This is a genomic window from Mixta mediterraneensis (assembly GCF_030283135.1).
In the GTDB taxonomy this organism is placed as follows: Bacteria; Pseudomonadota; Gammaproteobacteria; order Enterobacterales; family Enterobacteriaceae; genus Pantoea; species Pantoea mediterraneensis.
In genome coordinates this window covers 1-23,936 of record NZ_JASUAZ010000028.1, presented here as the reverse complement: position 1 = coordinate 23,936, position 23,936 = coordinate 1, and the positions used below count along the sequence as shown (strand labels likewise).

Annotated in this window: 19 protein-coding genes and 2 pseudogenes; 10 read left to right on the top strand and 11 right to left on the bottom strand. The window is 52.9% G+C overall.

Annotated elements, in window-relative coordinates; all coding sequences use genetic code 11:
• Positions 1-97: 97 nt before the first annotated feature.
• From QRY16_RS15300 to QRY16_RS15285, 4 genes are all read right to left on the bottom strand, one after another.
• Positions 98-2,110, bottom strand: a complete 2,013-nt coding sequence (locus tag QRY16_RS15300) for a tripartite tricarboxylate transporter permease (RefSeq protein WP_289777213.1) — start codon at positions 2,108-2,110, stop codon at positions 98-100.
• A 141-nt stretch (positions 2,111-2,251) separates the two neighbouring features.
• Positions 2,252-3,103, bottom strand: coding sequence for an amidohydrolase family protein (locus QRY16_RS15295; RefSeq protein WP_289777212.1), 852 nt, complete (start codon positions 3,101-3,103; stop codon positions 2,252-2,254).
• A gap of 147 nt (positions 3,104-3,250) precedes the next feature.
• Positions 3,251-4,282, bottom strand: a complete 1,032-nt coding sequence (locus QRY16_RS15290; RefSeq protein WP_289777211.1) for a Bug family tripartite tricarboxylate transporter substrate binding protein — start codon at positions 4,280-4,282, stop codon at positions 3,251-3,253.
• 344 nt (positions 4,283-4,626) lie between these two features.
• On the bottom strand, positions 4,627-5,628 hold the full coding sequence (locus tag QRY16_RS15285) for a LysR substrate-binding domain-containing protein (RefSeq protein WP_289777210.1): 1,002 nt from the start codon (positions 5,626-5,628) through the stop codon (positions 4,627-4,629).
• 188 nt (positions 5,629-5,816) lie between these two features.
• On the opposite strand from QRY16_RS15285, the gene QRY16_RS15280 reads away from it, so the two are divergent.
• The 7 genes from QRY16_RS15280 to istB are packed head-to-tail and all read left to right on the top strand — an operon-like array spanning position 5,817 to position 12,513.
• Positions 5,817-6,776 carry an ABC transporter substrate-binding protein gene (locus QRY16_RS15280; RefSeq protein ID WP_289777209.1) on the top strand — a complete coding sequence of 320 codons (960 nt, stop codon included), beginning with the start codon at positions 5,817-5,819 and terminating at the stop codon, positions 6,774-6,776.
• Positions 6,777-6,793: 17 nt separating this feature from the next.
• Entirely contained in the window at positions 6,794-7,819 is a 1,026-nt protein-coding gene (locus QRY16_RS15275) for an amidohydrolase family protein (protein WP_289777208.1), read from the top strand.
• A gap of 14 nt (positions 7,820-7,833) precedes the next feature.
• Entirely contained in the window at positions 7,834-8,679 is an 846-nt protein-coding gene (locus tag QRY16_RS15270) for an amidohydrolase family protein (RefSeq protein WP_289777207.1), read from the top strand.
• A gap of 29 nt (positions 8,680-8,708) precedes the next feature.
• Positions 8,709-9,566 (top strand): HpcH/HpaI aldolase family protein, encoded by an 858-nt coding sequence (locus QRY16_RS15265; RefSeq protein ID WP_289777206.1) that lies wholly within the window; start codon positions 8,709-8,711, stop codon positions 9,564-9,566.
• Between the two features lie 4 nt (positions 9,567-9,570).
• Complete coding sequence (locus tag QRY16_RS15260) at positions 9,571-10,665, top strand: acetolactate synthase large subunit (protein ID WP_289777205.1); 1,095 nt, start codon at positions 9,571-9,573, stop codon at positions 10,663-10,665.
• Between the two features lie 46 nt (positions 10,666-10,711).
• Positions 10,712-11,734 carry an IS21 family transposase gene (istA, locus tag QRY16_RS15255; RefSeq protein ID WP_289777204.1) on the top strand — a complete coding sequence of 341 codons (1,023 nt, stop codon included), beginning with the start codon at positions 10,712-10,714 and terminating at the stop codon, positions 11,732-11,734.
• The gene (istB, locus tag QRY16_RS15250) at positions 11,734-12,513 is read left to right on the top strand and encodes an IS21-like element ISSen3 family helper ATPase IstB (RefSeq protein WP_289777203.1); all 780 of its coding nucleotides are present in this window, start codon (positions 11,734-11,736) and stop codon (positions 12,511-12,513) included. Before istA ends, istB begins: the two co-directional genes overlap by 1 nt.
• A gap of 448 nt (positions 12,514-12,961) precedes the next feature.
• Here the strand turns inward: istB and QRY16_RS15245 are convergent, their stop codons facing one another.
• From QRY16_RS15245 to QRY16_RS15230, 4 genes and pseudogenes are all read right to left on the bottom strand, one after another.
• The gene (locus QRY16_RS15245; RefSeq protein ID WP_289777202.1) at positions 12,962-14,398 is read right to left on the bottom strand and encodes a heavy metal sensor histidine kinase; all 1,437 of its coding nucleotides are present in this window, start codon (positions 14,396-14,398) and stop codon (positions 12,962-12,964) included.
• A pseudogene (locus QRY16_RS15240) lies at positions 14,391-14,669 on the bottom strand (winged helix-turn-helix domain-containing protein); the annotation flags it as partial. The gene QRY16_RS15245 and the pseudogene QRY16_RS15240, both read right to left, overlap by 8 nt.
• 978 nt (positions 14,670-15,647) lie before the next feature.
• Positions 15,648-15,818 carry a hypothetical protein gene (locus QRY16_RS15235; protein WP_289777201.1) on the bottom strand — a complete coding sequence of 57 codons (171 nt, stop codon included), beginning with the start codon at positions 15,816-15,818 and terminating at the stop codon, positions 15,648-15,650.
• Positions 15,815-16,828, bottom strand: a complete 1,014-nt coding sequence (locus tag QRY16_RS15230) for a LacI family DNA-binding transcriptional regulator (RefSeq protein ID WP_289777200.1) — start codon at positions 16,826-16,828, stop codon at positions 15,815-15,817. Before QRY16_RS15230 ends, QRY16_RS15235 begins: the two co-directional genes overlap by 4 nt.
• Positions 16,829-17,006: 178 nt before the next feature.
• Here QRY16_RS15230 and hisD point away from each other — a divergent pair, with 178 nt between their 5' ends.
• The 3 genes and pseudogenes from hisD (at position 17,007) to QRY16_RS15215 (ending at position 21,067) form a co-directional block, all read left to right on the top strand.
• Positions 17,007-18,314, top strand: coding sequence for a histidinol dehydrogenase (gene hisD / locus QRY16_RS15225; protein WP_289777199.1), 1,308 nt, complete (start codon positions 17,007-17,009; stop codon positions 18,312-18,314).
• Positions 18,315-18,414: 100 nt separating this feature from the next.
• Positions 18,415-18,780: pseudogene (locus tag QRY16_RS22325) on the top strand (GntP family permease); the annotation flags it as partial.
• 1,261 nt (positions 18,781-20,041) lie between these two features.
• Positions 20,042-21,067, top strand: coding sequence for an ABC transporter substrate-binding protein (locus tag QRY16_RS15215; RefSeq protein WP_289777198.1), 1,026 nt, complete (start codon positions 20,042-20,044; stop codon positions 21,065-21,067).
• On the opposite strand, the gene QRY16_RS15210 is transcribed toward QRY16_RS15215, so the two are convergent.
• The 3 genes from QRY16_RS15210 to QRY16_RS15200 form a co-directional block, all read right to left on the bottom strand.
• Positions 21,060-22,322, bottom strand: a complete 1,263-nt coding sequence (locus tag QRY16_RS15210) for a LysR substrate-binding domain-containing protein (protein ID WP_289777197.1) — start codon at positions 22,320-22,322, stop codon at positions 21,060-21,062. The two genes, QRY16_RS15215 and QRY16_RS15210, sit on opposite strands and share 8 nt — an antisense overlap.
• A gap of 81 nt (positions 22,323-22,403) precedes the next feature.
• Positions 22,404-23,231 carry a substrate-binding domain-containing protein gene (locus tag QRY16_RS15205; RefSeq protein ID WP_289777196.1) on the bottom strand — a complete coding sequence of 276 codons (828 nt, stop codon included), beginning with the start codon at positions 23,229-23,231 and terminating at the stop codon, positions 22,404-22,406.
• A gap of 78 nt (positions 23,232-23,309) precedes the next feature.
• A complete protein-coding gene (locus QRY16_RS15200; protein WP_289777195.1) occupies positions 23,310-23,786 on the bottom strand; it encodes a thiamine pyrophosphate-dependent enzyme in 477 nt (158 codons plus the stop codon).
• Positions 23,787-23,936 lie beyond the last annotated feature (150 nt).

Sequence of the window (23,936 nt, the reverse complement as noted above, 5' to 3'; positions counted from 1 at the left end):
AAATGATATGTGTGACGGGAGCACACTCTAATGCGCCGCTCATGTCAGAAATAAATCAGGTTGTCAGGCACATCCGTGTGCGCAGGCTCCATAACGTTCAGTAAAAGAGGAGATGACTCGGCCAGGCGATATGCAGCATCCGGTCAAAAATGAAATACAGAAATACCGTTACGCATATCGCGAGCATCAGGCAGAGTCGCCAGGGTTCGCGGCTCTCAATACGCATAAAGGCAATGATGACCAGCGGTATCGTAGGCAACATGCCAATCAGCGCTGTGGAAGCGAGAAAAGCGAGAAACCAGCCAAAGAAGCGCGCTGCACGCAGCAAAATGATTTTGTCTGGCAGTGAGTTGAGTTCGCCTGACGCATCGCTGCGGGTATTACCGCTTGCGCCCACCCGTGTCGATGTGAAGAAAATTTTGTAGGCGAGGCTGATCGTGCCAGCAATGATAAGAATGCTGGAGACAACCGTCGGACCGATTGAAGCCAGAAAATTCCATTTCTGAGCCGTGACCAGCATGTAAACTGCAACCCCAATAAAGAACACATAGGTGAGATCGTCAGGCCGGAATGCAATTTTTCCTCCCTCTGGTCGCCACAGCATTTGTGCAAGCTCACCTTTTTTCATCAGCCTGAACAGCGGGCTGAGCAGGACGATTGCCGACAGAGTGAGCAAGACGAGAACACCCGGTCGCAACAGCCAATCCGTGTCATAACGCAGAAACGAAATTGACATATAACGTTCAATAAGTAAGCCAAGCACCAGGCCCAGGATCAACGGTGGACGTGGCCACTTCTGACGCTTCATAATCCAGCCAATCAGCCCGGCAATCAGCACCACAAATAAATCCCCCCAGCTACGCGAACCCTGGAAAGCCCCGACCATGACCACCGGAATGATAACGGGCAGAATGAGCGAGTAGCGCAGCGCCGCAATCTTGGCAAACTGACCGCTGAACAGAAAGCAAAGCCCTGCTCCAAAGATATTGGCAATGGCAATCGACCAGACCATGGAATAAGTCAAATCCAGATGTTTGGTCAGCATGTCTGGCCCTGGGTTAAACCCGTGCACCATCAGCGCCCCAAGCAGAATGGCCTGCGCCGCCCCGCCGGGCAGTCCAAACGCCAGCATTGGCACCAGCATTCCACCTTCCCGCGAGTTATTGGCCGCCTCGGGAGCGATGACGCCACGCACGTCTCCCTTACCAAACGATTTACTGGCCCCCTTCTCGGTTTGTAGCGCATGACCATAGGCAATCCAGTCCGTCACCGACCCGGTAATCCCAGGAACCGTACCGCAAAACGCCCCGATGACGGCACAACGCAGCACCAAGAACCAGCTACGTAACGTATCTCTGACACCCTGGCCCATTCCTTTGAATGTGCCAACGGCCGTATGGTTGCTTATTTTTGTGCGCTTAATTGCTAAATCGCACAGCTCTGGTAGCGCAAAAACGCCCAGTAAGACCGGCAGGATGGGAATACTTTCCTCCAGATAGAGTAAGTGTCCGGTCCAGCGCAATTGCCCGGTCTCGACATTGGGGCCGATCATGCCAATCAGAATCCCGAAACAGGCCGCGATCACGCCTCTGAGCGGTGCCTTACCTGACAGCACCGAAACCATTGTGATGCCAAAAATGGTCAATGCCAGCATCTCGGGTGTGGTGATAGCCAGAACCAGCGGGCGTATCAATGGCAGAGAGATGGCAAGAATGGCCGCGCCGATTAATCCGCCCATCAGCGATGACGTATAGCAGGCGCTCAACGCGCGCGAGGCTTCGCCACGTTTGGTCATAGGCAAACCGTCGAGCACCGTTGCCTGTGAGGCCGCACTGCCAGGTACGCCCAAAAGCACGGCGCCAAGCACATCTGACGTTGCTGTCACCGAATGCATTCCCAGCAGCATGCCTAAGGCGGCGATAGGATCCATGGTGTAAGTAAAAGGCACCAGTAATGCAAAGCCGGTCAGACCACCCACCCCCGGTACCAGCCCTATGGCGATCCCAACCAGGACACCCGCGACGACGAATACCAAACGGTCTACAGATAAAATGAGTGACAGCGCATGACTGGCTGCCGACAGTATTGAAGAATCGAGAAAAAAACCCATGATTCACCCTGATTAGTAGGCAAGCTCACTCTGTGAGTCGGCGAGGTTTGAAAACAGGCACAACATCGCTTACCAGACGGTATAACCCGACCGGCGCTGTACCCCACCAGCAGGTGCTTTTCAGGCACCCCCTTTATCCTGTTAAGCAAGCGCTGGATAAAGGATTTTCGCCGTACGCCCCCAGATCCAGGCACGTTCCTCTTCGCTCAGTGAAGCGAAGCACGCCTGCCCCTGCTCAATCAGCTTCTTCAATGGGCCTTCCGATGCCGGATAGTTCGAGCCAAAGGCCAGATGGTCAGCGCCGAATACCTGTACCAGATGTGAGAAAAATGCCTCGCTCCCACCGGGTGCCGCCTGGGCCAGTTCAAAGGTTTTAGGCGTGATTTTGAGATAGATGTTGTGATATTTCGCCAGCGCGAACAGCTCGCTACAGGCGGTATAGGGCGGGCCGCCTGCAAGACTGGGACGTCCACAGTGATCGAGTGCGATCCTGACGTCAGGGAAGCGTCTCGCCAGCTCGGCCACCATACTCAGCCCTTCCGGCGTCGTCTGAATAACCATCGTCATGCCGATTTCGGCGCAGCGCTGCCAGACAGGAAAAGTCGCCGGGTTAACTAACCAGCTGCCATCGGTCTGATGTGTCGCCCCACCAGTAAAAAGTCGAATCCCTCCCATGCCGCGGGCTAGCCAGTAGTCAAAAGTCTGCAATGCATCAGGGGCGAGCAGATCGAAAGAATAAACACCGGTAAATCGCTGTGGATACTTCGCTACCGAATCAGCCACATAAGCATTGTTGTGACCATATGTCGTCGAAGAGTGAACGATTGCCGCCTTCGCGATCCCGGCCTCGTCCATCTCCTGGATTAACTTTTCGAAGCTGGCCGGACGGGTGGCTGACCATTTCGAACGATGCCCATGCTGGGGTGCAATAGGATACTGGTCAGTATCTGTCGAAATGATGTGAGGATGAATATCAATGATTTCCGGTGTCATTTTGATCGGACCTTTTAATAATTTTTTGTCATTTATCCTTTTAAGGGCATGACATTTTGTTTGGGTAGCAGAGCTGACCGCATAAAAGCCTGCGTGAAGGCGACAGGGCCATCAGCGGAGCTTTACAGACTCTATGTAGGGTAAGAATTAACGACTATGAAACTGACGTGCTTTCTTAAGCACAGCATCAGGTGTGGCATAAAGCGTACTGATAATGTTCTCCACCTCCTTACCGTCAATGGCTTCAATCGGAAAGCCTGCCGCTGTCATCGCGCGGGTGAATTCGGGATCCTTCATCGTCTCAGCAAAAGCCTTGCGCAAGGCATCCAGGCGATCCTGTGGTACCCCTTTCGGTACCGCAATGGGCCGACCCGCTTCAAACGGAGCAAGGAAAAAATTGAGCAACGCTTTGGCATCCGGATTAGTGATATAGGCGCTTAGATTTGGCACATCAGGGAAAGCAGGATCGCTTTTCCAGCCCAGCTGTAAAATGACTTTCATCCGGCCATCCGCGAGCATTCGCGCCGGTTCCCCCGCTTCAAGCCCATCAAGCGTCGAGGTCCAGCCATCAACCTCACCGCGCTGCATCGCCAGATAGACCTCGCTACGCCCCGTATAGCCCGAAACGATCTTCAGTTTGGTGTTGGCATACTCATTGAGCACCGCTGGCAGCACCCGATTCTCGCTTGAGAAACCGGTCGCACCAATGAACAGCGTCTTCCTGAAGAGATCATCTGCCGTGGTTACCCCGGTACGGGACATCGCGACCAGGGAATAACTGACTTTGTCGAGGCTACCCAGCCATGTAAGCTGCCTGGGATCAAAGTTGCTCTGATGCGGTTCCAGCAATGGCGTGTAGAGGTTATTGCGTTGCAGGAAGCCGACCACGGTGCCGTCTTTAGGTTGCGAAGACTGAAGCGAGGCGGCTGCGACCATCCCTCCTGCGCCGACAACGTTCTGCACCACCGGTATAGGATGACCGGGAATATGTGTTGAATAAAAACGCGCAAACTGGCGCGCAAACGTATCCGTCGGCGTCCCGGCGTCGGCACTGACGAGCAGAGTGAGCACTTTACCGTGGTAGAACTCTTCAACTGACTGGCCAAAAGCGGGTGCGGTAGCACATGTCGCCGCTGTGAGCGCAAAACTGAGCAATGCTCCCTGGCGTGAAATACCCATAGCCTCTGTCTCCTAATCATCATTTTATTGGTCAGGAATAGGCCACCAACTTCCTGAAGTCTGGCCGATCTGTCCGCGTTGCTAAGCCGCAATTTCCTGCGTAACCCAGCAAACTTTCCGGTTGAACAGGTCACTGAAATGTTTTTTCTCCGTTGTCCAGATGTTGTCTTTGCGTTAACCAAGTGTCCATTGAGAAAAGCGACTGTTGCTTTGAGTAAATGGTTAACCCTGAAGTGATAGCATGGCGGGAGGAGGAATATCGCTGTGTAAAGGGAGGCGGCCGGGGTTAATCACACCCCAGCAAGAAAGCAGTTTGTTGACGTGAGAACGGGCAGCGTCGCGCTTTAACGCATGTCCGTAGAGGCGAGAACAGACTCGGTCGCAGCGAACGTCTGGTGCGATGCGGTGCTGAGTTCTGCCGTCAGTTGTCGGGCAGCGTCTTCCAGACACGACACCATGAGCTTTGCACTTGGCGTCAGGCCACGGTTGCGATTCCATAGCATACCGGCCGGACGAACCAGTCTTGGCAAACTAAGGGGAAGTGTATGAAGCGGCTGAGCGAAATCTTTGGCGATGGAACCTGCCATTACTGCAATAAAATCAGAAATCTGCAAATGAGCGCGCACAACATGAATTGAGAGGGTTTCGATATAATTATTGGACAGAGGCACGTTATTCGCTTCAAGTACCCGCTCCAGAGGATCGCGCAAAATAGAGCCGGGCGGCGGTAATATCCAGGGATAAGCCGCAAGGTCTGACCATTTCAGGCTTTTACTGCGGGCCAGCGGATGGTGGCGGCCCGTCATTAACACTACCGGTTCTTCGAGAAGTTCCTGCTCATCAAAACTGCTGAGCGTGTCTGGGGCGGGCAGGCGGCCTACGATCAAATCAAGCTGTCCCTGCCAGAGTTGAGGCAGCAGCGACTCCGTTGTGCCTTCAAGCACTGTTACGTTGGTACCCGGCGACTTCTGTTTCAGAATACTCAGTGCCTGTGGCAGCAATGCTGAGGCTGAAGCAGGCAACATACCAATACGAACCTTCCCCTCGGCCCCCGAACTCAGGGTTTTTAGCTCGTCACGGGCTTGATGCAGGATAGCCAGCATAGCTCGTGCGTGACGAATCAGGCACTCGCCGTAGGGGGTCGGCATTACGCCCTGCATGGTGCGTGAAAACAGTGTGAGGCCAAGCCCGCGCTCAAGTTCGGCCAGTGATTTTGACACGGCAGGTACGGTCACATGCGTGATCTCGGCTACCTGGGTCAGATTGCGGTACGTGTCGATTGCCACAAGCAGGCGCAAGTGCCGCGCCTTCAGATTGACCTGCAGATACCAGTCAAATTCTGCCATGTTATGTCCTCAGCATTTTTACCATTTCGTTAAGCCTAACTCTTTTTTACTCAATCGACTGTTGGCTATCCAGCGGGCAGCATAAAAATGCGATCCAGAATCAATAAGTGGCGGCCAAATAAAGTAAGAGGGCCGTTTCGCAAATCTGCAATGCGTAGTTTGACAACATCCCCACTAAGGAAAGATACATGTCAGTTCATCTTAAGATTGCTATCGCCGATCATCCGCATACTGCCGCGATTCGTAGCGGTGCCATTCCCATTGAAGGCGTGGATGCCGAATTCATTACCGTTAAGCCACAAATCGCTGCGTTTAGACGTATGGTGCGTGATGTTGAATTCGACGTCTGCGAAATCGCCCCAACCACTTACATTATCGCCCGAGCCTATGGCGCGCCCTTCGTCGCCCTGCCCATCTTTGTCGTACGCCGCTTCCATCACGCTGGTCTGCTGGTTCGGCCAGACGCCAATATCCAGCATCCGAAAGATCTGGAAGGCAAAAAAGTCGGTGTACGCGCTTACTCTGTGACCACCGGCGTATGGACCCGCCAGGTACTGATTGACGAATATGGGCTTGATTCCAGTAAGGTGACCTGGGTTGTTGACGACGAGGAACATGTTACGCAGCTCAAACTGCCGCCAAACGTCATTCATGCCTCCCGTCCCTTAGCCGAGATGATGGCTGACGGCGAACTGGCTGCGGGTTTCGGTGCAAACGCAGGCATTGGCCGTACAGGTAATCCAACAGATGGCTGGAAGGAAGTGGAAGCCAGCTATCCAGACCTCTTTCCGAATGCGGCCGAAGTGGAGGCTGAGTATTACGCACGTACGGGTGTTTACCCGATGCACGGCACCATCGTCGTCAAAGACTCCGTACTTGCCGAACATCCCTGGGTTGCCAAATCTATCTATGACGCCTTCGACAAGGCTAAAAAAGCGTATCTCGCCCAACTTGACGCTGGCGAAGCCAACAGCAAAACCGACCAAAAATACCTTGAACTGCGCAAAATCGTCGGCCACGACCCGCTGCCCTATGGCATCGAAGCGAACCGTAAAACTATCGAAGCGCTGGAAACCACTGCATACAAGCAGGGGCTGACACCGCGCCGTATGTCTATGAGCGAACTGTTCGTGGATCCCCAGGCCTGAATTTACTGGAGCAGATTATGATTATTGATTGCCATGGTCATTTTACCACCGTCCCTGCTTCCTTCCGGGACTGGCGCGCGAAACAGATTGAATTCGCGGATGATCCGGTTAACGCACCACCACTTGCTGGTGCTCACGTGACTGACGACCAGATTCGCGAGGGGATCGGTAATGGCCAGCTGCGGCTACAGCAAGAACGCGGCGGCGACCTTACCCTGTTTTCACCGATTGCTGGTTTGATGAGCCATCACTTAGGTAATGAACGCACCAGCCTGGAATGGGCTGAAGTGTCCAATAATCTTGTGCGTCGTGTCTGCGATCTTTATCCCGACAATTTCGTTCCAGTCTGTCAGCTTCCGCAGTCGCCGCTGGCACCGCCCAAAAATGCCGTGCCGGAACTACGACGCTGCATCGAGGAGATGGGCTTCGTTGGCTGTAACCTGAACCCTGACCCAAGTGGCGGTTACTGGACCGGTAAGCCGATGACTGACCGCGAGTGGTATCCACTGTTCGAGGCGCTGTGCGATCTCGATGTACCCGCCATGATTCATGTTGCCGCGTCATGCAACCCCTGCCATCACGGTACGGGAGCCCATTACCTGAACGCCGATACCTCCGTTTTTATGCAGCTGTTGCAGGGTGATCTGTTCAAAGACTTCCCGACGTTACGCCTCGTGATCCCGCATGGTGGCGGTGCGGTTCCCTATCACTGGGGGCGTTATCGCGGCATGTCGTTAGAGATGGCTAAACGTCCGCTGGAAGGACTACTGGACAATATCTTCTTTGATACCTGTGTTTACCACCACCCAGGGGTAGAGCTGCTGACCAAAGTCGTGCCAACCAGCAACGTGTTATTTGGCTCGGAAATGATCGGTGCAGTACGCGGTAAAGATCCAGACACCGGCCACTACTTTGACGACACCAAACGCTATCTCGATGCATGTACGGCACTGTCTGATGAAGATCGCCACGCCATTTTCGAAGGCAACGTACGGCGCGTTTATCCGCGTCTCGATAACTATCTGAAAGCCCAGGGCAAATAAGGCAGGAGCAAAACATGGACATCATCGATATTCATCCGCATATCATCGCGGACGACGAGAAACGCTACCCGCCAGCGCCGCTGTTCGGTAAGCGTTCGGACTGGTCACAGGAACGGCCAAACACCGTCGAGGCTCTGATCGCCGCCATGAACGAGGCTGGCGTCGCCAAAGCCGCCGTGGTGCACTCTTCAACGACATACGGGTTCGACAACAGCTATGTTACCGACGGCTGTAACCAGTACAAGGATCGACTGGTGGCTGTGGGTTCAGTGGATATGCTGGCCGACGATGTGCCCGCAGTAATCAAAAGCTGGGTCGGTAAAGGGCTGGCCGGTCTGCGCATCTTCACCGGGGGATCGACAAAGGATTTTGACCCCAGCGAACTTGAGAACCCCAGGGCCTTTAAAGCCTGGGAGGTGCTGGCTGAATTAGGGCTGCCCATATGTATTCAGACAGGCCCAATCGGCCTGCCGCAGGTGCGCATGCTGGCTGAAACCTTTCCCGATGTGAAAATCATCCTTGACCACCTCGGACGCCCAGACGTTCTTGATGGTCCCCCGTATAAAAATGCCGCCAGCTTGTTCGCGCTGGCTGACCTGCCGAACATCTACCTGAAGCTAACGCCGCGCATCTTTGGCGACGTAGAGAAGAACAGAGCAAGCGCTGATACTTTCTTTCCCCGCGTAGCCGAGGCGTTTGGCGCGCAGCGCATGGCATGGGGGTCAAATTTCCCTACTTCGCCAGGCACGCTTAAGGACATTCTGACGACAGCGCAACAAGGCCTGGCCTGCCTGAGTGAAGAGGAGCGCGTCTGGGTTTTCGGCAAGACCGCGCAAAATTTGTACCCGGCATTGCGCTGAGGCAGAACCCATTTTATGAGGAAGTAAATATGACCGCTACACGTCTCAACAGCATTATTCGTGCCTTTGAATCAGGTAAGCCTGCCTATATGGCCTTTGCCAAACTGGACAAGCAGACTGCCATCGAGATGAGCGACTCCCCGTATGACGGCATCGTCTATGAGATGGAGCACAACCCATACGATGTCAGTGCGCTCGGCGATGCGCTGCAATACATGCTGAGCCGTAAGCAAATCGTTGAGTCTGGCTCGGTTGCGCCACAGGTGACACCGATCGCCCGCATCCCGGCCAATGGCGTTGAGCTGAATCAAAGTTTTGCCAAGCAGGTTCTGGATCGCGGCTGCTATGGCGTGGTCTGGCCCCATGTAGCCACGGTGGAACAGGCTTACAACGCAGTCGCCGCCTGCCGCTATGCTCGTCCGAAAAATGCACCGCTTTACGAGCCGAAAGGCGTACGCGGCGACGGCCCTGCCAATGCCGCGCGTTACTGGGGGCTGTCGATGGCCGAATATTACCAGAAGGCAGATGTCTGGCCGCTGGCGCCACAAGGCGAGATTCTGGTTGGCCTGATGTGTGAGAACACTCAGGCTATCGAGAACCTGGACGATATACTTGCCAATGTTCCCGGTATCGGCTTCATCCTTATCGGCGAAGGTGATCTGAGCCAGGAACTGGGCTTCCCGCGTCAGTATGAGCACCCGGAAGTCCAGGACGCGATGCGCCGCATCGTCGAAACCTGCCAGAAGCACAACGTTGTCGTCGGCAATCCGCATGTGACGACGAATAACCATCGCCGTCTGCTGGACGAAGGCTACCGCTTACTGCTCTCAGCACCAAAACGCTCTTATGGTGTGGTGGGTCAGTCTCGTGAAATGGCGGGGTACTGAGGCGATGAACGGAGCAGAAAGTCTTGTTGCAACGCTGGTTGATCGCGAAGTGGATATTTGCTTCGCCAACCCCGGAACGTCAGAGATGCATTTTCTTGCGGCACTGGGTAACAATCCGAAGATGCGCAGCGTGCTGTGTCTGTTTGAAGGCGTTGCTACCGGTGCGGCTGACGGCTGGTATCGCATGAAGGACAAACCCGCCTCGACACTTCTGCATCTGGGGCCGGGTCTGGCTAATGGTCTTGCCAATATTCATAATGCCAGGCGCGCCTCATCGGGCATGGTCAACATCATCGGTGAGCATTCAGCATCACACCTTAAATATGATCCGCCGCTGACGTCTGACATTGAGGGTCTGGCACGTCCTCTGAGTCACTGGGTGCGACGCGCTGAATCGGCAGATTCTATTGCCTGGGATACGGCGCAGGCCGTATCAAAAGCAGGGGGGCAGCCGGGACAAATCGCCACACTGATTTTGCCGGGGGATACGTCGTGGCAGCAAGCGAGAACGTCTCTGGTGCTACCGCCCTCTTCCCCCGTCAGCCGCAAAGCGCCGCGTAGCGAACGTATTGAGCATGTCGCACGGGTGCTTCGCTCAGGGGAACCCACTCTTATTATTCTCGCCAACAAGGCGACACGCGGTGCGGCGCTGGAAAAGGCTGGGCGTATTGCCGCAGCCACTGGCGCTCAGTTAGGTTCGCAGTTCTTTACCGCTCGTATCGAACGCGGCGCTGGCTTCGTTCCCATTGCGCGCATTCCCTACGCCGTTCCGCAGGCGATAGATTTTCTGAAGGAATTCAGGCACATCATCACGGTTGAAACCCGGGAGCCGGTGGCGTTCTTTGCTTATCCAGACAAACCGAGTCTGCTAAAGGCCGAAGGAACGCAGGTGCATGAGCTCGTCGAAGCTGACGAGGACAGCGAGCTGGCCTTTGACATGCTGTTACAGGAACTCGGGGCTAGTGGCATTACCGCGAAGACCCAGACGCGTATCGAGACACCTACCCCGTCTGGCACACTCAATCCCACAAGCATCGCCCATGCGCTGGCTGCGGCAATTGTTACCAACGGTGCAAAACTGATCCACCCCAACGGTTGAAAACTGATCCAGGGGTTAATCTGTTCCTCTGAATACAGGGGAGCTTATGATCACTTTTGAGATTCGTATGGAAATTAAAGTCCTGCACAAGCGGGGAATGAGCATCCGGGCCATTGCAAAGGAACTCGGCCTTTCACGCAACACTGTCCGGCGGCACCTGAACGCCAAATCAGATAAGCCCCGGTATTCACCGCGTACCACATCGTCTTCACTTCTGGATGAATACCGGGACTATATTCGTCAGCGCATCACCAATGCCCACCCTTATAAAATCCCGGCGACAGTTATCGCCCGTGAGATCACAGAGCAAGGCTACCGTGGTGGCATGACCATCCTGAGAGAGTTCATACGTTCACTCTTCATCCCTCAGGAGCAAGAGCCCGTTGTTCGCTTCGAAACTGAGCCCGGACGGCAGATGCAGGTTGACTGGGGCACCATGCGTAACGGCAAATCACCGCTTCACGTGTTCGTTGCCGTTCTGGGGTACAGCAGAATGTTGTACATCGAGTTCACTGATAACATGCGCTATGACACGCTGGAAACCTGTCACCGTAATGCGTTCAGCTTCTTCGGCGGTGTGCCGCAGGAAGTGCTGTACGACAATATGAAAACAGTCGTGCTGCAGCGTGATGCTTACCAGACCGGTCAGCACCGGTTCCATCCATCCTTGTGGCAGTTCGGCAAAGAGATGGGCTTCTCTCCGCGGCTGTGCCGCCCCTTCAGGGCACAGACTAAAGGCAAAGTGGAGCGGATGGTGCAGTACACCCGCAACAGCTTCTACATCCCGCTAATGACGCGCCTGCGTCCGTTGGGGATCACCGTCGATGTTGAAACAGCCAACCGCTACGGCCTGCGCTGGCTGCATGATGTCGCTAACCAGCGGAAACATGAAACTATCCAGACCCGCCCCTGCGATCGCTGGATCGAGGAACAGCAGTCCATGCTGGCCCTGCCACCGGAGAAAAAACAATATGACGTACAGGTAGACGAAAGCCTGGTGACCTTCGACAGGCAGCCACTGCATCACCCGCTGTCCATCTATGACACGTTCTGCAGAGGAGCCGCATAATGGTCGAGCTTCAACATCAACGGCTGATGGTCCTCGCCGAACAACTGCAACTGGACAGTCTTATCAGCGCTGCGCCGGCGCTGTCGCAACAGGCTGTGGCTCAGGAATGGAGCTATATGGACTTCCTGGAGCATCTGCTTCATGAGGAAAAACTGGCCCGCCATCAGCGTAAACAGGCGATGTATACCCGGATGGCGGCCTTCCCGGCGGTGAAAACGTTCGAGGAGTATGACTTCACCTTCGCCACCGGCGCCCCGCAGAAGCAAATCCAGTCGCTGCGTTCGCTGAGCTTCATAGAGCGCAACGAAAACATCGTGTTGCTGGGGCCATCCGGTGTGGGAAAAACGCATCTGGCAATAGCAATGGGCTATGAAGCGGTACGGGCAGGTATCAAGGTTCGCTTCACAACGGCGGCGGATCTGTTGCTTCAGTTGTCAACAGCGCAACGTCAGGGCCGCTATAAAACAACGCTTCACCGTGGCGTAATGGCGCCGAAGCTACTCATCATTGATGAAATAGGCTATCTGCCGTTCAGTCAGGAAGAGGCAAAGCTGTTCTTCCAGGTCATCGCCAAACGTTACGAAAAGAGCGCGATGATCCTGACATCCAACCTGCCGTTCGGGCAGTGGGATCAGACGTTCGCCGGGGATGCAGCGCTGACATCCGCGATGCTGGACCGGATCTTACACCACTCACACGTTGTTCAAATAAAAGGAGAGAGCTATCGACTGAAACAGAAACGAAAGGCAGGGATTATCGCGGAAGCTAATCCTGAGTAAAACGGTGGATCAATATTAAACCGTTGGTGGTGATGGTAAGCGGATCACTTTTTACCCGTTGTTGACATCAGGAACTTAAATCCATTCTGTGTGTACACCGGTTCATGTGATATCCGGTACGTAAATACAGCGTGTATTTCGCCGTGCACGTGAGCACATTCACCAGCACGGCATAAGTTACTTATCGAAGCGCAATATCACACTTCGTTGTAATTTAAGCATTTAGCATTCAGACAAAATAAATCGGTGAGGCGGAAGGGAACCGTCTGTCCAGTCCGTGAACCTGTCATTACCGCCACTCGATTAGTTTTCTTCATGGCACCGGGATATGCCATCGATCAGACCCCTCTGGGTCCAGGCCAGCCTGGCTGGTGTCTGTGAGACTCTGAACACCATCAACATATTATCCACTTGATATTTATGATTTTTTATGGATATTCCGCATTCATTAAGAAAACCGGTAATCAGGATCAGATCTCGTTCGGGGAAATGACAACGTGAACCGGGTCTCTCCCTGGTCCGAACTCGTTACCTGAACACTGCCTTGGTGTAACACCATAATAGCCTGAACGATGGATAATCCGAGGCCGCTGGAACTGTTCCCTTCACTGCGCGATAGGTCGGCTCGGTAGAAGCGATCGAACAGTTTATCCAGCATTTCTGGCGGCACGGGGTTGCCCTGGCTGGTCACATGAATATCTATGCCTTTCGCCTGCGGCTGCGCGCTAATCGTAATAGTGCTGCCTTCGCGCCCGTAGCGCACCGCATTGGCGACTAAATTGCTGATAGCACGCTGGAACAGCATGGCATCAGCATACACAATTCCTTTAACTTCACAGTCCAGAATCATTTGCCGCTCTTCGGCCAGGCCTTCGAAATATTCCTGAACGCGGGTAATTTCAGAGGAGACATCAATTCTGGCGATGGTTAAAACTGAGCGGGCATCGGACGCTCTGGCCAGGAACAGGATGTTTTCCACCAGGCGCGAAATACGTTCCAGCACTTCCCTATTATTTGCCAGTAAGGTTTTATACTCTTCTACCGAACGTGGCTGATACAGCGCCCCCATCAGCGCCCCCATCGGGGTACGGATTTCATGCGCCAGGTCAGCTGAAAATTGCGTCAGACGCTGATAGCCTTCCGCCAGCCTTTCCAGCATATCGTTGAAAGAGATAATAAGTTGCTTGAGTTCTCTGGGCGCATTTTCCGTGCTGAGTCGGGTGGAAAGGCTGGATGGATGGATTTTTGTCGCCTCCTGCGCCATCTTGCGCAGCGGTCTTAATCCCCGGCGGAGCACCAGATAGCCGAGCGTGGCGATCAGTAAATAAGCAAAAAGCACGGCGCCAGTAATTTTCCAGCGGAACGTTTCCAGCAGGCGAGACTCTTCGGTCATGAAATGCTCGCCGGTAATTTCGTCCTTTCTCCCATCCTTAATCTGCACTTCTGTGCGAGCAAAACGCACTGGCGTACCATTAGGTGCTATCAGATGATGTACCGTTTCCAGGGTCAGCGGCTGACCGTCAGGCACAGGCGCCACTGACGGTAATATCAACTGTGCAGGCTTTACGTTAATCAATGGCGGCTGGCCTGCCAGACGGAAGGTCAGAATATCTCGCTCATTGCCGAGCATATTTTCAAACAGACCGGGGTTGTGACTCAGTTGAGATAAAGGGAATTCATTCGCCAGCAGATGGCGGAAATACTGAACGCGTCCGCTGACCTGGTAATCAGCACGACGCATCAGCTTTTTACCCATCGAATAATAGAGATAAAACCCGACGCTGCTGATCACCAGGGAGGCAATAAACGCAAACAGTAATGTCGCCCGCAACGTCAGGGAGATCGTCCCTTTTGCTACGGGCTGGCGCTTTTTCACATTAATCATTGCGTACTTCACAAACGTAGCCAATGCCACGTACGGTATGAATCAGTTTCACCTCAAAGGCGCGATCCACTTTGGCTCGCAGTCGCTTAATAGCGACATCCACAACGTTAGTATCACTGTCAAAGTTCATGTCCCAGATCTGCGACGCAATCATTATGCGCGACAGCACTTCGCCTTCGCGGCGCATCAAGAGCTGTAACAACATAAATTCTTTGTTGGTCAATAAGATAGTCTGATTCTGACAGGTTACGCGGCGGCGCAGCGCATCCAGAACGTGCCCAGTTGGTTTAGGCAACGCTACGTGAATTCTGAGAAAAGAGCAGGGTGAAACCCGTCAGAATTCACGTAGCAGCGCCATTTATAATGTTGAAGAAATAACCGCATTTCGTTGCGGCGAATAACTTTCTTATGGCTTGTTCACTAATTTGACCCTGTTGAGGGGTAGGAGCGTATGCAAATCCCTGCGATAGCGGCTTTAGTGAGTGATTATGACTTTATATAAGTGCAATTATATAAAGTTATTATGGTCGAGAGATGTTAAGAAGAGGGAGGGGAGTGGCTGTTGCTGGGATCAATAGAGAGCATCGTATAATCCTTATTACGTAAATATTAGCTCTTTAATCCCTATTGATAATGTTAAAACATCTTAAACGGTAACCTCGCTAAGTTAATTTTGGTAACGAACCGGAGGGATCTTGTTTAACTTAAGGGAATAATCAAGTGCCTGGCTGGAAACAGCTGGAGGGTAAATTAATTCAAGGTGACAGTTATTTAATTTGTAATGCAAGGGCGGGATAAAGTTAATCATTAGGTTAACTTTTATCTTCAGGAAATTATATTTAATACATCAGGGGTTTTTATTTATATGACAGTTTTTCATTTAACAACCTTCTTATAAAAATACCAAAGTAGACTGGCAACTTCCCACTAATCCTCAATAGTAAATAAGCAACGTAATATTAATTAAAAATATTCTTTAAATTACCCCTCCTTAAGAAAATCAACTTAATTTAATGAATTTTAAGTTTTTTATCGATACTGATTAAAAAATAATCACCATAACCATCCGATTTAGACACTTTCCTCCATTAAAAAAACTGAAAATCTTCAGCCACATTCCAAAATGTATTTAGCGTTAATTCTCTTGTCATTGCATCGATAAAATAGACAAAGGGTAGTTTCATATCCTTTATCGTAACGCTGTCACTATTCAGTGTTGTAATCCAGTCAATGGAGAGATTGTGTTTAATCACTGCATATTGATTGTCTGCTTACTGTCAGTAACGCGTTGCTTAACATCCTGTTTTGCATTTCCAGATTCATCAATGTAAATCGTCTGACATATATTTGAATATTCTTCCTGAAATGAATTTATCAATGCGCTTACCAGATCCGCCAGCTTTTTTGCTTGTGTTGTCATGGTGAACAGGTGCTCCCTCGGATAATGAGTTCACCTTTCAACACGTGCTGCACGGGCAGGGCTTCTGCAGCCTCCAGCTGGTTTTTTAACACCACAATCGCAGTTTCAACCATTTCCGACAGCGGTTGCACCCAGGTTGTAAGATTAATGAGCGGCCAGCCAGCCATTGCGATATTGTCAAAACCGACAACGGAAATATCACGGCCCGGCTGCATGCCCAGTTCGCCCGCCACCACGTTTAACGCCGCGATGGCCATCATATCGTTGGCGCAAAACAGCGCATCTGGCGGATTCGGCAGTGCCATCAATCGACGGGTTGCATTCATCGCCTCCTCTATTGACCATATTCCGCTATCGCGCAACGGCGTTCTGGCGCCTCGCTCCTCCAGTCGTTGACGAAAGCCGGTTTCCCGGTCGCGGCTGGTTGATGAGGTGTCTCTTCCGGCGATAAACGCCAGCTGCTGGTGGCCTGCATCCAGCAGGAAATCGGCAATGGCCGCCCCTCCGGCAAAGTTGTCGCTGGTAACGCTGGAGACGGACTGACTGTCATTTTTGCGGTTGAGCAGCAATACCGGTAGCCCAAGCTGCTGGCACTCCTGCGCGAAGTGTGAAGAGAGGCTGCTGGAAACCAATATAAGAGCTTCAACGCGATGACGCAGGATTTCTTCCATGATTGGCGTGGTATCGTCGTCGCGATACATCGAAAACAGCAGTACCCGATATCCCATCAGGTTGAGCTTATGCGATAGCTCATCAAGGACGGCGGAATAAAAAGGATTTACCAGCCCCGGCACCACCAAACCAATCAGATTTGAGTGGCGGGTAATCAGCGACCGGGCAATAAAACTGGGACGATAGCCCAATTCTGCAGCGATCTTACGCACTTTCTCTTTCGTGACCGGTGATATTTTCGCCCCCTCGGTAAACGCTCTGGAAACCGCAGACTGTGAAACGCCCGCCGCTTTAGCCACGTCGTAACTGGTAATCGCCCGTTTGTGTAAACCTGCCATGCTTGTCTCCCCCTGACAAATATCCCGTCATTATGCGTGTATCTGACCGGGTGTCACTAATTTTGCGATCTCTGTTGCATTCGAATGCATTATCACTTTTCATCACATTTTATTCACGTCAGGATAGAAGTGAATTCGAATGCATTAACATTTTATTAAAACCATAGTGAGGCAAGTTATGGCTATCTGGCTCAAACACGGTGCGGAATCTGAAGCGGTTAAATCCCACGATCGTTCTGTTCGTGAAACGGTGGAAAAAATTCTGGCGGATATTGAAGCGCGTGGTGATGCGGCGGTACGCGAGCTATCGATTAAGTTCGACAAGCTCGACAGAGAGGATTTTCGTCTGTCGCAGCAAGAGATTGATGACTGCTATGCGCAACTTTCAGAGCGCGATATTGCTGATATTCGCTTTGCACAGGAACAGGTGCGTAATTTCGCTCAGCATCAGCGTGACAGCCTGAAAGATATTGAAGTTGAGACCTTACCGGGCGTTATCCTGGGTCATAAAAATATTCCGGTGAGCGCAGCGGGTTGCTACGTCCCTGGTGGGAAATATCCGCTCTTAGCCTCGGCGCATATGTCGATCATTACGGCGAAGGTCGCCGGAGTACCGCGTGTTGTCACCTGCGCGCCGCCGTTTAACGGTAAACCCGCTCCAGCTATTGTAGTGGCGCAGCATATGGCCGGTGCGGATGAAATTTATTGTCTGGGCGGCATCCAGGCCGTTGCTGCGATGGCGGTAGGAACGGAAAGTATCGCTCCGGTCGATATGCTGGTGGGGCCGGGGAATGCCTTTGTCGCTGAGGCTAAGCGCCAGCTATTTGGTCGCGTCGGTATCGACCTGTTTGCTGGTCCTACCGAAACCCTGGTGATCGCTGATGAGAGCATAGATGGCGAAATCTGTGCGACCGACCTGCTGGGTCAGGCGGAACACGGCCCGGATTCTCCCGCTATCCTGCTGACCACTTCTGAGACGCTGGCGCGGGAAACCCTGGCAGAAATTGAGCGTTTGCTGGAGAAGCTGCCCACCGCAGAGATTGCCCGCAAGTCATGGGCAAATTTCGGCGAAGTGATTGTCGCGCAAGATAAAGAAGAGATGCTGAAAATTGCCAATGAGTTGGCGTTTGAGCATGTGCAGGTGATGACTGAAGATCCGGACTGGTTCCTGACGCATATGCAGAACTTCGGCGCGCTATTTCTTGGCCCGCGTACCAACGTGGCGTATGGCGACAAAGTTATTGGCACAAACCACACCCTGCCGACGCGCAAAGCCGCCCGCTATACCGGTGGTTTGTGGGTCGGTAAGTTTATCAAAACCTGTACTTACCAGAAGGTCCTTACTGACGCCGCCTCGGCGCAGGTTGGCGAGTATTGCTCGCGCCTGTGCGCACTGGAAGGTTTTTCCGGACACGGCGAACAGGCCAACATTCGCGTGCGCCGCTATGGCCATAAAGATGTGCCTTATGCCGGTATTCCTGAGTAATCACTAAAGACTGAATCGGGGGGCAGGAGAAGCACCTCTATATAACACTGGCTGTCATATAACAGGGAGAAAGATGACAGCCATGCTGATGGATAGTCCTATGGATGTACTGATTGCCTTACTGGCGTTAGGATTGCTGATGTTAGCCGCTTATCGTGGCTACAGCGTCATCCTCTTTGCCCCCCTGGTCGCGCTCGGCGCCGTTCTGTTGACGCAGCCTGCGGCGGTCGCACCCGTTTTCAGCGATATTTTTATGGATAAACTGGTAGGGTTTGTGAAGCTCTATTTTCCAGTGTTCTTACTCGGCGCTGTTTTCGGTAAGCTGATTGAATTCTCCGGCTTCTCGCGCTCAATTGTCAGCGCCGTGACCCGTTTAATGGGTCAGAATAAAGCGATGCCGGTAATTATCCTGGTTTGCGCCTTGTTGACCTACGGCGGTGTGTCGCTGTTTGTGGTGGTCTTTGCGGTCTATCCTTTTGCCGCTGAAATGTTCCGCCAGAGTCAGATACCAAAGCGTCTGATGCCCGCGACCATCGCGCTGGGGGCGTTTACCTTTACTATGGATGCACTGCCGGGATCGCCGCAGATCCAGAACATCATTCCAACGACGTTTTACGGTACGACGTCTTGGGCAGCGCCCTGGCTGGGCGTTCTCGGTTCTGCCTTTGTGGCGATAGGTGGCTGGCTCTACCTCGAAATTATGCGGCGTAAAGCGCAGCGTAACGGGGAGGGCTACGGTGCTAACCTGGTGAATGAGCCGGAAACCCCGACAGACCTGAATTTGCCGCATCCCTTTATCGCGCTGCTACCGCTGATTGTGGTGGGCGTTGCCAACCTGATTTTTACCTGGCTGATTCCGCAAAGCTACGGTGGACATTTCCTGATTGACCTTCCGGGACTGAAAGCACCGCTGGAGAGCGATGTGAAAAAGATGGTCGCTATCTGGGCCGTGATGGCGGCGCTGTTGTGCGGCATTGTCACGATCTTTTTGTTCGCCTGGCGCAGTTTGAAAGGCAAGCTGGCGGATGGCAGCAAGGTGGCGGTCGGTGGGGCAATGCTTGCCTCGTTAAATACCGCATCTGAATATTGTTTTGGTGGCGTTATCGCCGCGCTGCCGGAGTTCGTACAGGTCGCTGATGCGCTAAAAGCTATTCCGAATCCGCTCATTAATCAGGCCCTCACTATCAATATTCTCTCCGGGATCACGGGTTCTTCTTCGGGCGGAATGAGTATTGCGCTGGCGGCAATGGCCGATCGTTTTATTGAGTCTGCCCATGCGGCGGGGATCCCGCTGGAAGTGATGCACCGCGTCGCGTCTATGGCGGCGGGGGGAATGGATACGCTGCCGCACAACGGGGCGATAATCACCCTGCTCGCCGTAACCGGACTGACGCACCGTCAGGCCTATAAGCCCATCCTCGGCATTACATTGTTTAAAATCCTCGGCGCATTTTTCATTATCGGTCTTTATTACGCGACGGGTTTAGTGTAGCGAAATTTTTAACGCAAGCCGCAAATGTGATATTGCCGGACTCCGTTACTCAAACGGAGTCCTTTTTTCGTTTTGCATCCGGGTACTGGTTTGGCAATCATCCGCTGGTAAGAAATTCAATCTCTATGGGGCGTTTTTGAATTGGCTTCTTTGGTCGCTGGGTAATAGCCTTAAAAATTGACGTTATATCTCAGCAAGTTAATAACGCAGCGATAACTAAAGGGGAAGATTGCCGATGGCTCAAACGATTAACCGCCAGCGCCGCCAGTTTCTGCGTAACTCTGCGCTTCTCGGGCTCGGTTTTACTTTAGCTGGAACTGTACCACCTTTCATCGCACGCGCTGCGGCTACCCGGATCAGGATTGCAGTAAATCCAGGGCTGGAGAATGCCACGCTAACCGCCTTGATGAATCAGCAGGAATATTTTAAGCAATTCGATGCTGATGTGCAGATCGTTGAAGCACATGGCACAGCCGGTCCCTTCGAAGCCATTACCCAAGGCGCTGCGGATCTCTGCATGACATCGGGTTATAACGGGCTGCTGACGCAGATCGCGCAGGGAGCCAGGGTCAGCATTGTTGGTGCAGGTATGAAAAAAAGTGCGCTGACGGTTTATACGAAAAATAACAACATCACTACGCTTCACCACCTTAACGGCAAAACAGTCGCGGTCGGCCCGCCGATGGGGCTGTTACATGTGCTGATGCTGGAGCTCTTGAAAGAAAAGGGTATTGACGCCTCACAGGTGAACTTCGTCAATAAGGGGAGCAATAATGCATGTTATCAGGCGGTAGTAAAAGGCGAGGCCGATGCCTGCTGTGCAAGTATTTCTCATCTGAATAACAGGGACGGCCTCACAGTAATCAGCGAAGGTAATATGTGGCAGTCGCTGCCAAAATACACGTTTCAGACTGCCTATGCCTCCGATGCAGCTCTGAGAGACAAACACGAGGGAATGGTTGCCGTGATGGCTGCGTATGGCGCGCTCTACAACTATCTGATGTCGCCAGCCGCGCATGACGCCTTCTTTGAAGCACGCCGGCGCGCCGCGAAAAAGTTCAACGAAGCGTCGGCTCAGGCAGTCTGGAACTTCATCCAGGAGCAACGCCCCTATTCCAGTGACCTGTCGCTGACTGAGAGCGATATTGATTATCAGCAGCAAATCTACATTGACTTAGGCAGCATCAGGCAAAAGCTACCTTTTTCAGCAGTGGCAGACATGTCGGTGGCCAGAGCGGCAGCAAAACGACTGGTTACGTGAGGAGAGGATCTTTGGGCCGCACCCTTATTCCCATAGGCTGCACGGGATGTCGCCGTGCAGTCACTGTGCGCAATTCCTGAAGGAAAGCACGATGTACAGGCGGCGGCAGCCAGTCACAGCGGGTCAGCACGCCTTTGAGCTGAACATCGTCCAGGAAAGAACAGTGAAGGGCACTCAGAATACCGTGGTTAATATCATCCTGGGCTGCGGATCGTGACATTAAAGTCATCATGTCAGAACTCAGCAGTAATTCCCGACTTAACGTCTGCGATGTGGTTTCGAGGTAAAAGTCCGGGCGCGTCTGTGAGCCATTGAAGAGCGCATCGATTCGGGTGCGCTCTGGCGTACCCGAAGGCGATCCCACCCATGGAAAATGGGCCAGTTCAGCAGGCACAATTTTCTTATAGCGGGTTAAGGGATGGTCTGGCCTCGTCACTAAACAGTAGCTGTCGCGAAACAGAATTTCCCGGCTGACATACCCCGTCTCATCATCCATACGCAACGTTCCGAATATCATATCGATTCGGTTGCTGAATAAGTCTGAGAATAGTTTGTGATATTCGCCTGATATAAGCCTTACCCTGACGGAAGGGTGAGAAGCCCTGAATTTTTGCAGCGTCTCAGCCAGTATCTGTGATCCTGCCATGGGCAAGATTCCCACTGTGATTTCAGGGCTGGCATCTTGCGTGACGATCATAGCTTCATGCGCGAGCTCAATTTGCCGTACCGCGCGCCTGAATTCATCCGCGAGGTAACTGCCGGAGCGGGTTGTGACTAATCCCTCCTCACAACGTGTAAGCAATGGCGTAGCAAGAGTACGTTCGAGCGTGCGAACGGAACGCAGGAGCGTCGCCAGCGACAAGCCCAGGCGGGCATTTTCATGCACCTGAGCCTGGTCACTAATGGCAATGAGTGCGCGCAGTTGTGTACCTGTCAGCAGTCGACTAATCTGCTGCACATTACGATCTTTCCTCCCGGTTGGTTGCAGGATATGTGTTATCGCGTCGTCCAGTATCTTAAGAAAACAGTCAATTCGCAGCAGGTAATGCTGACCTTTTTTCGTTGGGTAGCATCCCGTGGCGCAGCGCTGAAAAATCCGGATACCAAGCTGTGCCTCAAATTTAGCCAGCGCCTGGGTGACAGAGGGCTGTGAGGCAAAAAGTTCGCGTGAAGCGCTGCTCACTCCGCCCATTCTGCCCACAGCCTGCACCATTCGCAAATGACGAAGGTTAAGTGTTTTTAAGTGCTGGGACATGACATTAACCCGGACGGGACCTCCGCAGGAAGTCTCCGTCCGGGGCCTGGATAGTGATGAAAATATGCCAGATGGCGGCATTCATCCCAGGCTGCCCGTTACATCGTCGAACAGTTCGTCAATCGACAGCGCGCGGGGAATGATTTTCTGATCCAGTGCCCAGTCAATCGCCGTCTGCAGACACTGACGGTTGGCCTCCAGGCCCATTGGCGGAAAGACTTCAGGTGCTCCGCCTTCAGTAAGCGCACGACTTTCAGCAATCATGCGGTAGATCTCCCGCACAGCCTCAGGATGTTGCTTCGAAATATTCTGATGCACGACAAACATATGATTGATGGGGACGAACCCTTCACGTTTATACCAGGATTTGGCGGCGTTATGCGCATCGGGCACAAGCGTGCGTACGCGTGGATCTTTAGGCATGTCCTCACCCAACAGGGCCGCATCCAACTGACCATCAAGCATCATCTGCGGAATATTCGACCCGGCAGGCAGACGAACACAGTTAACCGGATCATGGTACTCAGCGAGATGACCATCACCGAGCGTCATCCATGTTACTTTATCAAGATCGACACCGTACTCGTGGCGCAACACGCCGCGAATCCACAGCGCGGTAGTCTGGGAATAGGTGCGTACGCCCACCTTTTTGCCTTCAATATCCTTAGGGTCGAGGTGCCCGAATTCACTATTGAATCCGGCACAATGGTGCTGGAAGCGACCTGAAATCGGTGCAGGTAGCAGCACGTAGGGCTTGCCATAAGCTTTGGCCTGCAAGAAGGTCACAATGGCAAGCTCGCCCGCATCGAACTGGTTCTCTCGTACCATCGCTTTGAAGCCATTATGTGCCGGCCTGGGGCCGCAATAGTCGAGTGCGACCAGATCGGATGTGACTCGCCCGTCTTTCATGGCTTTTGTGACCGGATAATCGGCCAGATTTGTACGCAGGGTCAGCGCCATAAGCGTCTCCTTTCGTATGTGAATCGTTTAGAGTCTGACTTCAATCAGGCAAGGTCCAGGCTCGCGGGTCGAGTTGACCATGGCCTGGTAGAAACCTTCCGCAGTATCTACCGCGACACCAGGCACACCCATGCTTTTAGCCATGGCCAGCCAGTCAATTTTGGGGTCGCCAATATTGATCATCGACAGCGCGCGCTCACCAGGCGTGCCGGCTCCCATATTGGCGTACTCAGCTTTAAGAATGGCGTAGCTATTGTTTGCGAAAATAATCGTGGTGACGTTCAGGCTCTCCCGAGCTTGTGTCCACAACGACTGAATGGTGTACATCGCACTGCCATCACCCACCATGCAGAATACGCGGCGATCCGGGCAGGCTAATGCGGCCCCTGTCGCCAGGGGCGTAGCGTAGCCAATGGACCCTCCCAGATTGTTTATAAGGTCATGCGGTCGTGCCCCGACAGTCAATCCGATTGACTCGCGTCCAGTCGTCAGCGATTCGTCCACCAGGATGCACTGCTCGGGCATTGCTGTCAACAACGGGTAAAAAGTGATCCGCTTACCATCACCACCAACGGTTTAATATTGATCCACCGTTTTACTCAGGATTAGCTTCCGCGATAATCCCTGCCTTTCGTTTCTGTTTCAGTCGATAGC

Bases quoted from the DNA above. Each gene is read 5' to 3' on its own strand.
- QRY16_RS15290 (WP_289777211.1), bottom strand. From the start codon at position 4,282: ATGGGTATTTCACGCCAGGGAGCATTGCTCAGTTTTGCGCTCACAGCG.
- istA (WP_289777204.1), top strand. From the start codon at position 10,712: ATGATCACTTTTGAGATTCGTATGGAAATTAAAGTCCTGCACAAGCGG.
- QRY16_RS15235 (WP_289777201.1), bottom strand. From the start codon at position 15,818: ATGACAACACAAGCAAAAAAGCTGGCGGATCTGGTAAGCGCATTGATA.
- istB (WP_289777203.1), top strand. From the start codon at position 11,734: ATGGTCGAGCTTCAACATCAACGGCTGATGGTCCTCGCCGAACAACTG.
- QRY16_RS15230 (WP_289777200.1), bottom strand. From the start codon at position 16,828: ATGGCAGGTTTACACAAACGGGCGATTACCAGTTACGACGTGGCTAAA.
- QRY16_RS15275 (WP_289777208.1), top strand. From the start codon at position 6,794: ATGATTATTGATTGCCATGGTCATTTTACCACCGTCCCTGCTTCCTTC.
- QRY16_RS15270 (WP_289777207.1), top strand. From the start codon at position 7,834: ATGGACATCATCGATATTCATCCGCATATCATCGCGGACGACGAGAAA.
- QRY16_RS15245 (WP_289777202.1), bottom strand. From the start codon at position 14,398: ATGATTAATGTGAAAAAGCGCCAGCCCGTAGCAAAAGGGACGATCTCC.
- QRY16_RS15300 (WP_289777213.1), bottom strand. From the start codon at position 2,110: ATGGGTTTTTTTCTCGATTCTTCAATACTGTCGGCAGCCAGTCATGCG.
- QRY16_RS15215 (WP_289777198.1), top strand. From the start codon at position 20,042: ATGGCTCAAACGATTAACCGCCAGCGCCGCCAGTTTCTGCGTAACTCT.
- QRY16_RS15265 (WP_289777206.1), top strand. From the start codon at position 8,709: ATGACCGCTACACGTCTCAACAGCATTATTCGTGCCTTTGAATCAGGT.
- QRY16_RS15295 (WP_289777212.1), bottom strand. From the start codon at position 3,103: ATGACACCGGAAATCATTGATATTCATCCTCACATCATTTCGACAGAT.
- QRY16_RS15285 (WP_289777210.1), bottom strand. From the start codon at position 5,628: ATGGCAGAATTTGACTGGTATCTGCAGGTCAATCTGAAGGCGCGGCAC.
- QRY16_RS15210 (WP_289777197.1), bottom strand. From the start codon at position 22,322: ATGTCCCAGCACTTAAAAACACTTAACCTTCGTCATTTGCGAATGGTG.
- QRY16_RS15205 (WP_289777196.1), bottom strand. From the start codon at position 23,231: ATGAAAGACGGGCGAGTCACATCCGATCTGGTCGCACTCGACTATTGC.
- QRY16_RS15260 (WP_289777205.1), top strand. From the start codon at position 9,571: ATGAACGGAGCAGAAAGTCTTGTTGCAACGCTGGTTGATCGCGAAGTG.
- QRY16_RS15280 (WP_289777209.1), top strand. From the start codon at position 5,817: ATGTCAGTTCATCTTAAGATTGCTATCGCCGATCATCCGCATACTGCC.
- hisD (WP_289777199.1), top strand. From the start codon at position 17,007: ATGGCTATCTGGCTCAAACACGGTGCGGAATCTGAAGCGGTTAAATCC.